We start from the raw sequence: 13,274 nt of genomic DNA, 5'->3' as shown, positions 1-13,274 counted from the left end.
CTTTTTCCATTTTCTCTACTGAAGAAAATTTATATCTTTATAAACAGGAAAACCTAAAATTATACTATTATTTACCGCAGGTTGCATTTAAATGATCATGAATAAAATACTATTTACCATCCTCTTTGTTTTGGTTTCTACTTTCGGCTTTTCACAGACCTTGACTAAAGCAGACTTTCTTGAAGACCTCGATTTTTTAAAAAGAACATTGCCCGCCAAACATACCAACCTATTTGCTAAAACCACAAAAGCTACCTTTGAGAAGCTCGTAGATGACATTGCCAGCAAAGCGGATTCGTTGAATTATGAGACCTTCACCGTAGCGCTCTTCAAGCTTATGGTAAGTATAAAAGATGAGCATACATTTGTTGAAGCAAAATTCAATCGGATACTTCCCATTCAGTTGGATATGTTTAATGATGAAGTATATATAACAGCTATAGATCCAGCTTTTGCATCCCTATTGGGGAACAAATTAGTAGCAATCAATAACCACAGCTTCAATCAGATTAATGCTTTGTTTAAGGAGGCTATCTTAAGTGAAAACCGTTCGTATTTTAATGATCACCTGCTCCGTTTCATCAACAATCCGGCTTTTTTAAAAGGCCTTGGCATCATCGATTCGGACAAAGAAGCTGCATTCACATTTGTTGACCGGAACAATAAAATCAGTAAGATAAAATTGACGTCATCGAAAGGCAATGACCTAAAAAAATTAAACCTAACAGCTGGGGCAGTCAATCTACTATCAAAGAAGAAAAAAGGGAACTATTGGTACGATTATGACGCTACTCACAAAATCCTTTATTTTAATTATACGACATGCCGGGAAGATCCGGCTCAGCCTTTCGATCAATTCAATCAGGAGTTGTTCACATTGATCAATGCCGAACATCCCAATAAAATTGTGCTAGATCTAAGGTATAACAACGGTGGGAATTCCGGTATTTTAACACCATTTATTGAACAAATAAAAAACAGCTACCTCAATAAAAAAGACAGCTTTTTTGTATTGATAGGTAAGAATACCTTCTCCTCGGCTGTGATGAATGCCGTTGAACTGAAGAAAAATTCTAATGCAACCTTTATTGGTGAAGAAACCAGTGGTTCAATCAATCATTACGGAGAAGTAAGGGGATTCAGTTTACCAAAATCAGGCATCGTGATTGCCTACTCCACGAAATACTGGGAAGTATGGAAAGGAAAAAAAGGACCTTTAAAACCGGATATAGATATTAAGTATACGATCGAGAATTATATGAAAGGAAAAGACGAGGCGTTAATGAGCATTTGGCCCCAAAGATCGCGTCCTAAAGGAAAGCCAATAAGCAGTAGACTAATACTGCGATAAAAAGAGCTACCAGCTCGACAGTTTGATCTTGCCATCGCTATCAAAATCGGTATTGATCTTATTGGCGACCAATATATAGGTCTTTTCATCTTTACCGGCACTATTTCCCTTCGCTTGGTTTTGTGCAGCGACCGAATAACAAGTAAACCAGCCTAACAATAGGACTATTAAATATCTCATCCCACTAATTTATTAAAATTCAAAGAATATTCCTTTAGTTGGCCAGCAATCATTTCATTTTTCGATTTCTAGGTGACACAGGCGGAGAACTATTACACTACTCCAATAGATAGTTCCAATCGCTTATGCTTGACGAAACATCCCAGGTTAAAGCCGTTTTTTTGTAACGCTCAAAATTGTCCTTTTTCCATTTGGTGATATGGTATCCTTTACAGAGCCTGCAATAGTAGGCTCTGCGGCAAGCCGGTTTTCCCATACGGTGTTTGATGCGTTTACCATTGGTGACATTTTTGACGCGCGAGCGTAATTTAAACCGGAACATTGCATATTGGGCATCAAACCGGGACGGAAATGCCACCTTTCCAGTGGCCCGGCATTTCCAAGTGTTGCTTTTCATGCTTTCCATAATCAATCTGTTAAAGGTTATTATTTATTGTATTCTCTTTTTCAATAGGTACCTGGAGCATGACCCAGTCTTTTATCCTGCGGGAAATGGTCGACGAAACCACAAAACTGTCGATATCTCCAAACGGTACAAGCAAAATGATGCGAAGCCGCCCGCCCTTCATTTGATAGCAGGCCTTGATCATGTCCAATGGAATCGCGTGATGTCGGTCTATTTTCTGCACAAAGCCCTGGGTATCGCGCACAATTTCGTTCAGGCTACGCTGCTCGCAGCCTTTGCTATCTTCCATATCTTCTTTTAGGTATAGCTTAACGATAGGCGTATTATTGGTCTTCTCAAATAGAAATATCCCCAGCTCCGTGTACATAATCTTTTTTGTGAGGTATTTGTTGTTGATCACAAACTCCTCCTCTGCCGGATTTATCGATTTGAGCAGCGTCAGATCAATTTCCTCCACAGCATCTGTTTCCTTCCCGGTCTCATCGGCCGATGCCGGATCTATAGTATCATACAAATCAAAAGATTCTGCGTCAATTTGCGCATCCGCATTGACAGCTAAGTTATTCTGCCTTTGTAAAGTACGTTCCAAGCGGATCAGGTACCGTTCCCTTTTCCGATAAATACTCCAATAAAAAAAGGTGATATAGAGCAGATTAAAAAGCAGTATACAGACAAAAATCACCAATAAAGGCAGCCATATCCATTCACTTTTAGGTGCTGCAACAGGCTTGAGGATACCAAATAGGGCTACGGTTGGCAGCAGTACACAGAAAAAGAACTGTGTGCCCAGCCGATCGCCCATGTGCAGCAGCCAGCTTTTCTTTTTGTCCAACAGCTTGATCCCCCATCTTATATAAAAGAGTGTCAATGCCGCGATAATTACATTAAATAGATAACTTACAATCAGTGGTCTGCTATCAAACCAGCCTGACAGCGCTGTTACCGCACCGATATACCAACAGATGCCGCCAAAAAGAAACGAAGCGATCCACACCCAGATGAAATCTGGATAATATACGTGCATCTCCGTATCTTTAGCATACTTGACCTGTTGGTTACTTTCCATAATGTACTGTTAATTTCAACGATTAACCTTGAACTGATCGATAGATAAATGCAGGCGAGGCTAATGCTTTCCAAAAATCTCCTATTAAAAAAATTTCTGTATACTAAATTTAGCCATTAATTCTTTTAAACAGTACCATCAGATCGATAAACCACCCTTTTGTGTCCTGCCAAATACGCAGAAACACACCTTTTTAGCTTATAAACACGTTCTTTATTGTATAAAATGAATGCTTCGTTACAGAAAAAGGGAGTTCGATGCGAAAAACATACGCTTATTGAAATAAAGATAATATTCAAACCAAATAGCATGCGTTATAGGTAATTTTAATTTGATATCAAATCATTGATTTAACAGCCCTGCGTATGAGACCTCCCATGCATTTTTTCAGACGGATCAGCCGCAATCACATCCTGATTTTTATCGCGATCGTGGTGACTGTATATGGATCCTTTTTAGCGTCGGCATTTTACCTAAAGGTTTATAGTATCGGTGTCCTAGTCCTGCTGATTCCTTTTTTGGAAATTCGTAGCCATCATGTCATACTCCAGCTTTTTGCTCTATTTTTTATCTGCATTCAGATCTGCAGTATAGCGGTGTATGACCGCTTACCTTATGAGCTGTTGCTGAGTTCACAGCCACTTAAGCCAGCATTTAAACATGCCTTCCCCATCGCCCTTGGCAGCTGTGCGGTGGCCAATATTATTTTCGTCAAACGTGCCAATCTGGTTACGCTTTACGCCATCCAATTTCCACTGATGCTCCTGGCCTGTACCTGGTATATCCGGATGAACCTTATTATGAATAATTGCCAAAAGGTCGATAGCCCCAAAGCGGTCTATATCCAAGCCGAAGTGGTACAGAAATGCCCAGTCTGCTGCGACATACATGAATTATTGGTGTCATTTACGTATGAAGATGAGAAATACCAATTTCCGGTCGAGGTACATCCAAAGACTTTTGAGCAGGCAAAAGAGGGCGGCAAGCTGAACATGACGCTGCATCCGGGTGTATATGGCTGGCCATGGTATCACAAAGAAATGAAAAGGAGGTACAAATGATCACAAGCTTATATCCCCTGATGCTTTTAATAGAGACCTTTGCCCATATCAGCCCTTCCAGCCGAACCAAACAACTGGAAGCCATTGCTTCTGCCTGTACCGAACATTTGAACGATGCCCTGGCCCTCCATCGGCAATATACCCATGCCGATCAGGCGATCCGTGGCATACAGCTCTACCATACGCAGTTACTTCGCCTGCATGAAGTATTATACACCTGCTGCGATCTGTCCATTTCCGAGGAACTCAACACGCTTCATCGGGTGGAGGAACTACTGGAAAGTATAGAATTTTTATTTAAGAAAGATATCAATCCTCTGACACCGCTACCGCAGCATCATGAAAAACGCATCAGGCAATATATAGATCTTCACCTCGAAGACAGCTTAGAGAGGTTAAGGCTTAAACAGATTCCCCAAGCTTATCTGGATGAAGTGCATTCCGCCATTGAGAGCCTTTTCCAGCGGGGCAAAATACCCTACCTACAATATCATCATCAGCACTACCTTGTTCAGCTGATCGATGCACTCAGGCAACTGGCTCAGGACGAGCGTCAGCATAAAAACTGGCCTTCTCGCTTTTTGATCTTGATGATCAATTTTAATTTTAACCATATCGGCTTTTTAAATCGCTGGAAGGAGTTCTACGAAGCTGACCCGGCCGCTACCGACAATCTATTGCGGTATCCGCAGCATTTTTCCGCCATCCCAGGCTTTGCCTATGATCCCAACCGCAGCACGCTGCTCATGCTGATGTGCCAATATATTGAAATGGAAACGGCAGATGATAAGTCATCCAGTGCTGTTCCCTATCGGTTTATCCATAGCAATCTGAATGGCAAGGAGCTCAAACTCTGGCTACATTTATGTGTGAAGGCCAAAGTCATGCGCTCGTCCGAGAAAAAGGAAGCTGCGGAAGAATTCTCAAAACTCGTGAAAACCAAGGAAGGCATACTGCTTTCGATACACAGCCTCACAAAGATGGACAGAGGCAGCGAATTTCCCGCTGCTGTACACCTACGCAAAGTATTGAAAACGATGCTGAATGAATTGCACGAAAAATTCCCGGAATTAAATGGATAAAAATCCATCCAAATTTTAAAAAGCAGGGGTATTCCCACGTTACCCCTGCAATCGCAGGATTGACCAAGATTTAAATCTTGTTTAAAATCATTTCTGTCGGCTATTTTGCTCCGCCATGCTTATAGCAGTTATTTCGTCTCTAATTCCCCGCCCCCGTTCATACAGCTATTTAGAACGGTATTCGCTGGCTCACTATGCCCTATTTACTACCCCTGCGGTCGACTGATATCCGATCTATCTTTGTTTTGAAGCGTACGAGAGGTAGAAGTTGACGCTGAATCAGGCCGCTGTACCCGAGCAGGGCGCACAGGTATGGCGCCCTGTTTTTGGAAAGAAAAAAACAGCGGAGAAAATAATAAGTGACGCTGTACAAATAATTAAAGCTATGGAAGCGAACAAAACCAATACAACAATTTACAAAATCCTCCGGGCGGCCATGATCCTCTTTTGGGTTTATGCAGGTATTGAAAAACTCTGGCAGCTCAGTGCATTTCATATTGCGCTACAGCAACAACCGGTCATTAGCATCCTTGCGCCAATACTTTTTTGGCTGCTTCCGCTGCTGGAAATTAGCATCGGAGCTTTGCTTGGGTGGCCTGCACGCCGTTTACAGCATTTGGGCTGGATAGCATCGACTATCATGATCACCTTATTTTCGATTTATATTGCCCTTGGCGTCCTGGATGTATATGACAAGAAACCTTGTATGTGTACCAGCTTTCTCAGTCATATCTCGTGGACAGCGCATCTGATCTTTAACCTCGTTATTCTTGGTCTATCGCTAGCAGGGCAAATACTCAATCGTAAGGTTTTCCTTCACGGCCAAAGCAATTTAACCAACAAGACCGCTGTCGGCCTCTTTCTCACGTTTATTCTAGCAACAGGAATTGTAAGCTATAAAAACGCAGCAATTAAACCAACATATGAAATTTGGTTTATGCCAGACAGCATAGACCATGCTCCAGTATATGACACCGTCAGTAGGCTTATAGTAGGCAGCCTGGCATACAGATACGATCGGTACACAGAACCGTACCGACAACAATTATTTACCAAAAGTTTGCAGGCCAACAACTTCACCAATCAATTATTGGCTTGCAGTACAGAAAGGAGGGTAGCATTATGCTAACCAAATTTTTAAACAATTATGGCTACATGATATTAGGCGGAGCCATGATTATCGGATTCTCAGCATTTAAAGGTGCTGAGGCTTATACAGGAAAAAGTTTAGCTCCTGTAACTGTTTATTTTCACGGGACTCCAACGGATCCCACACAGGTAGAAGATTTGTCGCAATGGAGCACATCTCCTAATGGCAAAAGTTGTAATAACCAAGATGAGCTCGCTTGTGCAGTTCAAGTTGATCCAACAGACCTTAACAGTTCTGGAACTTCTTTCGACTCGAGCAAAATAGCGATCGAAGCGACATCTACCAGCTCCGGATACATTCCATCGTTGGAGCCGGGGTCTAACCCTATGCAGTTTAATCCGATTAATCGAAATTAGAGATTCGACTTGCATCAATTAATAGTGGCCCTATACAGGGCCGCTATTATCGTAAATTAACGTGGATTTTGAGGAATTCCTGCTATCCTCACAATATCTGCCGGCAGAGGTAATGCATACCGGTTTTCGTTGGGCACAAGCCTGTATTCTTTCCCATCGACTAGTCTTTTTAAGACGCTCTCCTGCCCTTCCAGATTTAATCGTTTGATATCCATCCACCTCAGCCCTCGATAGACCAGCTCTTTCCGTCTTTCACTTAATATCAATTTCAGCACCTCGCCCGCCCCCGTCAAAAGATAAGGTTTATAGGTTCCTGCTTTATATCGCGTCGCCAAAAGTTTATTAAGATCTGCTTGCGCTTCCACCAACTTGCCCGCTCGCGCCAGACATTCCGCCCGGATCAGGTATATTTCATCTGTAGCCACGCCGCCAAATAACAGCGCACTTCCTGAGTACTGCCCTTTAAAATTGATTACATTATTTAACACTTTAAAATACGCTTGCTTCCGCAGGTCATTGGAATCATAAGAGCGATAGAGTACAGAATCGATATTTGAATACGCATTACTCAATATCGTTGCCTTCAGTTCCATATAAAATGTAGTCTCTTTATTGAATAAACTAAAGGGAAAAGAGGCCGTCAACTTCACTTCATTGCTGTTATTATAATCAAGTAGCTCGTTTCGCCTTTGCAAATACAGCTCAACATATTTTAATGCCAGATCATATTGACGCATCGACAGATAAGCTCTTGCCAAAACCCCATATACAGCTGGTTTACTTGGCTGTACCATATGATCCGGTTCCAATGGCAGAAGCGAAATCGAAGCTTCCAGATCTGTGATCACCTTTCTATAGCTATCTTCCACGGAGGCCCGTACGGATTTCACATTAAAATCCGATGTTTCCCGAAGAACAATACCTAGATCCGTCTCAGCGGCATTCTGCTGATAGGCCTTGGCATAGGTCCATAACAAACTGAGATAACTATTGGCACGAAAAAATAGGGCTGCGCCTTTAATACCGTCCCATTTTGCAGCATTCTGTTCATTTCTATCAATTTTATCAAGACGCTCCAGTACGAGATTAGCTATATATACAACATTGTACATGCTCGACCAATCGTTGGAAAAATTATATTGGGAGTCTTCCCAGATATAATCCAGCTTCTCCACATCATTCAATGCTTTGTAATTGCTTTCAGGAATAAAATAATCGTCACAGGCCTTTTCACCACGTGAACAAAAATTATTGTTCATTACACGTACATTGTCCAGTAGTTTCTGTAAGTCATCCAATTCTTTGGGTACAACCAATTTATTATTGGATTGTACATCCAAATATTTATCACAAGCCCCGAAAATTAGTGTAGCAAAGCCCAGGGTTATACTTATAATTATTGTTTTCATCTCTTAATAATCTATTTGAATTCCCAATGAAAATGTTTTTGGAGGTGTTAGACGATAGGCAAATTCAGGATCAATATGTTGCCTATTGGTCCTCCAGATTACACCTAGGTTAGCAATATTCCCATACAGCCTAAATTTCATTTCGTTCTTACCGGGTAGCCTATGTTCCCAGGCGGCATTAATATATTCCAAGCGGATATGGTCTCCTTTGAGTACATGAATTTCCGATTGGGTATAAAATGTACTGAGATTATCATTGATCGGATATTCCATTTTAGGCATGCTGGTCTGCTTTTCATCGCCAGGCTTCATCCAGCGATTTTCAAAATCGGGATAAGCCACGCCCTGCTCGAAGAGTGAGTAATAAGAGGTGGACGGCTTCTGAAAATAATAATCAGCTTTAAAGCTCATGTTAAGAGACATCGAAAATGCTTTCCACGCAAAGGTATTGATGAGATTGCCAAACAGCTGAGGTTTGGAAGAGCCGACAAAGACAATACTTTCTGAATCCGAAGCGCTCTGTAGAGACGCATTTCTGATCTTGAGATATTCTGTACTGACTTCACCGTTCAGGTATCCCTGTGGCTGCCCCTGTTCATTCAGTCCAGCCCATCGATAAGCCGCTATTGCATTTAAAGGTCTTCCTACTATCGGCGTGATGCCATTCCCATTGCCGAGAAAATTGCCGAGCCCTTGGTTCACGCTTCTATAATATGCGGTCGTTTTGTTTTTATTCAGGCTTAATACCAGACTCGTACTCCATTTGAGCCTATTGATTGTATTGATACTATTCAAAGCGAGGTCGAGTCCATGACCACGCATGGCGCCGACATTTTTGACTACTGTTGCCTGTGCTCCCCAGGTTGTGTAATCATAATCTGTGGTACCATACAGGTCTTTTCCATTTTTCACATAATAGTCAACACTGCCCGAGATCCGGTTTTTAAATAAAGCATAATCCAGCCCTAGATTGAAAGTTCCGACCTTCTCCCATCGGAGCGAAGGATCATTTAGGTTTCGGATATTCAACATGGGGTAATTCGTATAACGAGCGGTCTCAATATTTGCAATGGGTTCGGGCGTCCTGGTCAGATCAACGTTACCACTGTAACCAAATGTGGCTCTGAGCTTGAGATTATCCAACCAAGGCAGCTCCATAAACTGCTCTTTGCCGAGATCCCAAAAACCACCCACAGACCATAGGGGTGACCATTTATCATTTGTATTGGCTCCAAATATATTGGCTCCATCCTGCCTAAAACTGAAAGAAATGCCATATTTCTCCTTCCATATATCAGAAAAATTGATGTATGTCGAAACAAACCTATTGACCGTTTTTGTGAAATCCGGACTTCCCCCTATTGTCTGTAATAGTGCATCAGGACTGGTGCGGTAAAGGTTTATAAAGTCTACAGCCTGCGACGTCAGGGGGATGCTGTTGTATCCATACACAGTATAGGCTGTTCCGCTCTGTGTATTCTGCCGCATCTCAGCACCAAAGATGCCGATTAAGTGATGCGCACTCAATCGTTTATCTAAAGTGAGCTGACTACGCACCGTGTACGACTGCCCCTCACTTTCACCAATTTTGTTAATTCCCGCACGCGGCACCGGATAGCTTACTTTTCCAGTCACCGGATCCACCTGTGTAAATTTATTGATCAACAGTCGAGCACTATAACTTTCCATTTCACTTAAAAACTCACTCTTGGAGGCCTGCTTTTGATATTGTCCTGAAGCGGTAAACTTGAGGTAGGGCAAGATCTGATAAGATATACCGGCCGATGCAAAGAGCTCATTCAAGTTTTTGGTAGTCTTCGAATAGTTATATTCCGACAGCGGATAGTAAGACCAGTCTAAATAATTAGCACCAAAATTCTGGTCGAGATACGACCTTCTAAAATCCCCGTCAAACGATATTTCCTTACCGTTATTATCAAAGAACTGCATATAGGGAACCGATTTGCTACCATAGCTCAGGCTGGAATAATCAGGTCTCCCCGATTGATCCCTATGATCGGTATAGTTCACATTCAGATCGACCTGCAAGTTTGCGATCGGACGATAACTATTTGAAAATAGCAGATTCCATTTTCTATTTCGGCTATCCAATTCAGTTGTTGTTTTCGTGTAGCCTAATCCTAACCCATAACTGTTTTTTGCATTGCCACCAGCGATATGCAAGTTATACTGCATGGACATCGGTGATCTATAAAAAGCGTCTGAATAATTCTTCAAACCGTCCTGCGCCAAGAGGTTATTGATTGCCTCTGCGGAATCCAATGACGAAATCTTTCCATTTTTTGTACGGTCCAAAATATCAATTACGGGGGTCATTGCTACATAAGGAAATGATTGTAGAAAAACATCATAATGTCCCCCATCGAACAGCATCTTTTCAATAGCTATAAAATCGGCATTCGGAACCTGATATAGCTGCGACAGATTTGGGCGATCTTTAAAGATCATCGTACTTCCAAACGTAGTTTTATTGCGGGTATTTGTACCTATCATACCTTTCTTGGTGGTCAGTACAATTACACCGTTTCCTGCCCGGGCTCCCCATATTGCACTCGCCCCGGCATCTTTCAAAACCGTAGCCGATTCAATCATCGCAGGGTCTATGTTGGTAATATCACCCTCATAGATAAACCCGTCCAGCACAATTAAAGGATCAAGATTACCGTTAATGGTACTTAGTCCCCGAACAGAAACATTTAGCTTCTGCTGCATAGCATTTTTGATCGGCTGATTGTCAAAGCGAATAGCGGGTACAACATTGTTAAGACGCTGCAGGATATTGGCACCTACCTGCTGATCCAACATTTTTCGGGAAATTACATTTATAGCCCCCGTGACTTCGTTTGCCCGAAGCGTCTGATAGCCGGTATTTACCTGTACCTCCTGCAAATAGTTTTCTTCCTTTTGAAGCAATATCACTGCATTATCTCTAAAATAACCTCCGGCCACGGTGCGGCTGTGGTATCCTACCGAACTGACTGCCAACGAGTCCCTATCGACAATACCATTTACAACAAACTGCCCCTTGTCATCAGTACGCGTTACCTGCTGTTTATTGATCACGCGAATATTGGCATTTGGCACAGGAGATCTATCCGTACTATTTAGTACGCGTCCTTTAATCTCCATACGTTGCACTTGCTGAGCCTTGCCCAGCAAGATACTTACGCTGCATAGCAGCGTTAATAATCCTACTTTCATTACTTCGGACTAGTAGATTGGATAAACTAAAGGATAAGTTCTGTATTCTTTCACAGCACTAAACACTATCCCTCTTTCGTTCAGAAAAGATAACTTTTCTTGTTCTGTCCAACGGACAAAACCAGCAGGTATGGTGATATCGATATTAAAATTTTCCTTCTCCTTTAGTTCAGTCGGAAGATCAAAAGCATAAAAGAGATTCTGCAGAAACAGACCGATAGGGATATTCTGATAGAAAGCCTCTTCACCTATCCCTTGAAACCGTGCAATTGAAGCCTTTCCACTGGTAAGAATGTTTTTGATCTTATCGGAGAATCGTATTTTATACAGTTCAATGCTGTCGCTTTTACGCGCGACAGCAATTTTAAAATAGTTCTGAAATTCTCGACAAAAAATATCCGCAAATTTTGGGCGGGATACCGAGTCATCGGTATAAAACTGATACCAATACTTATTTTGGGTGCTATTTACATTCAACAACTTTTCTTTGAACTGTCTGCCGAGACGAGCATCTATGACCAGATCATTTTGTCGGAATCCTTTGAGCGCCTGCCCATAGGCTTGAAAGAGCATAAACTGTAGACTCTGATTGCCCATTTGAAGGAACGTTGTCCCATTCTTATGATTCAGATTCGGGTAAACAGGCAAATAATGGTTTCTATATCCCCCAAATGCAGAAATGTAATACATGCCCACAGTATCCAGTAGCGGCTCAGCAGCACTCCGAGTGAGGTTTTTATAAACGCCTTCGTTCTTTAACACGGCATTTCCATCCAACAAAGCCTGAATATTTTTGTCAGTCAGTGAATGTGAGCTGGTCATGGCGACAAATGCACCATTTGCATCAACTACCGCCAATGCAGGCAGGGTATTATGCGCAAACAATGCGGTAAACACGGTATCATCTAATACTGTGGGTAGAGAGGGCGTAAAATTAAAATCAGCTTTAAATTTCTCAAATCTTGTCTTTATCCGTTTTGCTGTATCTTTATTCCGCTTACTATTGACCATTATGACCTGTATGTTATTCAGAAAACGCTGCTGGATCATTTCCATTTTGGGAATACCTTCAATGCAACTGGGGCAGCCCGTGGACCAAAAATCCAGCAGGATCAGCTTCCCTTTCAGATCAGCGAATTTGATCATCTTCTTTTGGCCATTGAAATAGTTGAGTTCGAGCGACTGGTTCCAAACCGCATCCGGGATCTTATCACCCGGTTTTAGGGCAACGAGACTGGATAGCCCATCGGCCCCGCTGTCCTTGCGGGGCGCCTGAGCTGATAAACTAAACATAGAAACTAAACATAAAAACAAGCATGTCAAAATCATGCGATATGCACGCTTATAATCTGCAACGAATAAAAAGCATTTTAAAGCCCGCTGAACAACTGGACCTAGTAATCCAAGCAAAGTATTGGCTAGAAACACCAAAGCCTTACAGATCGACTTAAAGAACCTTAAAACAGATCGTTCACATTCTACTCTATACGTCAATCTAGCATCTCCCACCTTTTGAAAATCTTCGACCATCTTTTGAGCAATTCCTGCCGAATTTTTACATTTCATCGGATTTTCATCGGGTCGGCATCGGGTTTTGATCGGTGTGGCCCGATGAGATCCCGATGAAAACTTGATGCCAATAGCATGAAAGGCAGAAGCTGGGGCGAAGTTGATTAGGCAAAAGTCCGAACAATGTGATACCTCTTCCGCTCTTCGACTGACCTTTGGCTCAGCTTCTGTCCATTCCTGAAAAAGGTTTACAAAAACCGAATATTAAAATCTTAAATTTAATATTATGAAAAAGCGTATGACAAAACGTAAATCAGGGGGACAGCAAGTTTACAGCGATAGCTTCAAAATCCTCGTTTCCAGAGAATACCTTGCGGGCAAGCTGAGTTATTCGCAACTTGCCCAGAAGTACAATCTTCCGGGGGAAGCCACTCCGCGGTATTTTATGAAATGGTACCAGCAGTGGGAAAGCAATCTGGAGC

At 42.1% G+C, this 13,274-nt stretch carries 11 protein-coding genes and 1 pseudogene; 6 read left to right on the top strand and 6 right to left on the bottom strand.

Annotated elements, in window-relative coordinates; genetic code table 11:
* Positions 1–97: 97 nt before the first annotated feature.
* On the top strand, positions 98–1,351 hold the full coding sequence (locus A9970_RS12800) for a S41 family peptidase (protein WP_182982562.1): 1,254 nt from the start codon (positions 98–100) through the stop codon (positions 1,349–1,351).
* 6 nt (positions 1,352–1,357) lie between these two features.
* On the opposite strand, the gene A9970_RS12795 is transcribed toward A9970_RS12800, so the two are convergent.
* The 3 genes from A9970_RS12795 to A9970_RS12785 all read right to left on the bottom strand — a co-directional run bounded on the left by A9970_RS12795 (position 1,358) and on the right by A9970_RS12785 (position 3,003).
* A complete protein-coding gene (locus A9970_RS12795; RefSeq protein ID WP_182982561.1) occupies positions 1,358–1,531 on the bottom strand; it encodes a hypothetical protein in 174 nt (57 codons plus the stop codon).
* A gap of 97 nt (positions 1,532–1,628) precedes the next feature.
* Entirely contained in the window at positions 1,629–1,937 is a 309-nt protein-coding gene (locus tag A9970_RS12790; protein WP_182982560.1) for a hypothetical protein, read from the bottom strand.
* A 10-nt stretch (positions 1,938–1,947) separates the two neighbouring features.
* A complete protein-coding gene (locus tag A9970_RS12785; protein ID WP_182982559.1) occupies positions 1,948–3,003 on the bottom strand; it encodes a hypothetical protein in 1,056 nt (351 codons plus the stop codon).
* 365 nt (positions 3,004–3,368) lie between these two features.
* Between A9970_RS12785 and A9970_RS12780 the strand changes: the two genes are divergently transcribed.
* The 4 genes from A9970_RS12780 to A9970_RS12765 all read left to right on the top strand — a co-directional run bounded on the left by A9970_RS12780 (position 3,369) and on the right by A9970_RS12765 (position 6,652).
* Positions 3,369–4,064, top strand: coding sequence for a hypothetical protein (locus A9970_RS12780; protein ID WP_182329666.1), 696 nt, complete (start codon positions 3,369–3,371; stop codon positions 4,062–4,064).
* Complete coding sequence (locus A9970_RS12775) at positions 4,061–5,146, top strand: hypothetical protein (RefSeq protein ID WP_182982558.1); 1,086 nt, start codon at positions 4,061–4,063, stop codon at positions 5,144–5,146. Before A9970_RS12780 ends, A9970_RS12775 begins: the two co-directional genes overlap by 4 nt.
* 268 nt (positions 5,147–5,414) lie before the next feature.
* On the top strand, positions 5,415–6,275 hold the full coding sequence (locus A9970_RS12770; RefSeq protein ID WP_182982557.1) for a MauE/DoxX family redox-associated membrane protein: 861 nt from the start codon (positions 5,415–5,417) through the stop codon (positions 6,273–6,275).
* Positions 6,269–6,652, top strand: coding sequence for a hypothetical protein (locus tag A9970_RS12765; RefSeq protein WP_182982556.1), 384 nt, complete (start codon positions 6,269–6,271; stop codon positions 6,650–6,652). Before A9970_RS12770 ends, A9970_RS12765 begins: the two co-directional genes overlap by 7 nt.
* Positions 6,653–6,708: 56 nt before the next feature.
* Here A9970_RS12765 and A9970_RS12760 read toward each other — a convergent pair whose 3' ends face one another.
* From A9970_RS12760 to A9970_RS12750, 3 genes are read right to left on the bottom strand one after another with little or no spacing between them, the layout of a single operon-like run.
* Complete coding sequence (locus tag A9970_RS12760; protein WP_182982555.1) at positions 6,709–8,061, bottom strand: RagB/SusD family nutrient uptake outer membrane protein; 1,353 nt, start codon at positions 8,059–8,061, stop codon at positions 6,709–6,711.
* Positions 8,062–8,064: 3 nt separating this feature from the next.
* The gene (locus A9970_RS12755; protein ID WP_182982554.1) at positions 8,065–11,283 is read right to left on the bottom strand and encodes a SusC/RagA family TonB-linked outer membrane protein; all 3,219 of its coding nucleotides are present in this window, start codon (positions 11,281–11,283) and stop codon (positions 8,065–8,067) included.
* Between the two features lie 9 nt (positions 11,284–11,292).
* Entirely contained in the window at positions 11,293–12,576 is a 1,284-nt protein-coding gene (locus tag A9970_RS12750) for a TlpA disulfide reductase family protein (protein WP_182982553.1), read from the bottom strand.
* 502 nt (positions 12,577–13,078) lie between these two features.
* Here A9970_RS12750 and A9970_RS12745 point away from each other — a divergent pair.
* A pseudogene (locus tag A9970_RS12745) lies at positions 13,079–13,274 on the top strand (hypothetical protein); the annotation flags it as partial.

Origin of the sequence: Sphingobacterium sp. UME9 (assembly GCF_014170215.1) — a bacterium.
Classification (GTDB): Bacteria; Bacteroidota; Bacteroidia; order Sphingobacteriales; family Sphingobacteriaceae; genus Sphingobacterium; species Sphingobacterium paramultivorum.
The sequence above is the reverse complement of the archived record's forward strand: the minus strand, read 5'-3'. Positions and strand labels throughout refer to the sequence as shown.

Coding starts and splice junctions, on each gene's coding strand:
- A9970_RS12800 (WP_182982562.1), top strand. CDS start 98: ATGAATAAAATACTATTTACCATCCTCTTTGTTTTGGTTTCTACTTTC.
- A9970_RS12795 (WP_182982561.1), bottom strand. CDS start 1,531: ATGAGATATTTAATAGTCCTATTGTTAGGCTGGTTTACTTGTTATTCG.
- A9970_RS12790 (WP_182982560.1), bottom strand. CDS start 1,937: ATGGAAAGCATGAAAAGCAACACTTGGAAATGCCGGGCCACTGGAAAG.
- A9970_RS12785 (WP_182982559.1), bottom strand. CDS start 3,003: ATGGAAAGTAACCAACAGGTCAAGTATGCTAAAGATACGGAGATGCAC.
- A9970_RS12780 (WP_182329666.1), top strand. CDS start 3,369: ATGAGACCTCCCATGCATTTTTTCAGACGGATCAGCCGCAATCACATC.
- A9970_RS12775 (WP_182982558.1), top strand. CDS start 4,061: ATGATCACAAGCTTATATCCCCTGATGCTTTTAATAGAGACCTTTGCC.
- A9970_RS12765 (WP_182982556.1), top strand. CDS start 6,269: ATGCTAACCAAATTTTTAAACAATTATGGCTACATGATATTAGGCGGA.
- A9970_RS12760 (WP_182982555.1), bottom strand. CDS start 8,061: ATGAAAACAATAATTATAAGTATAACCCTGGGCTTTGCTACACTAATT.
- A9970_RS12755 (WP_182982554.1), bottom strand. CDS start 11,283: ATGAAAGTAGGATTATTAACGCTGCTATGCAGCGTAAGTATCTTGCTG.
- A9970_RS12750 (WP_182982553.1), bottom strand. CDS start 12,576: ATGTTTAGTTTATCAGCTCAGGCGCCCCGCAAGGACAGCGGGGCCGAT.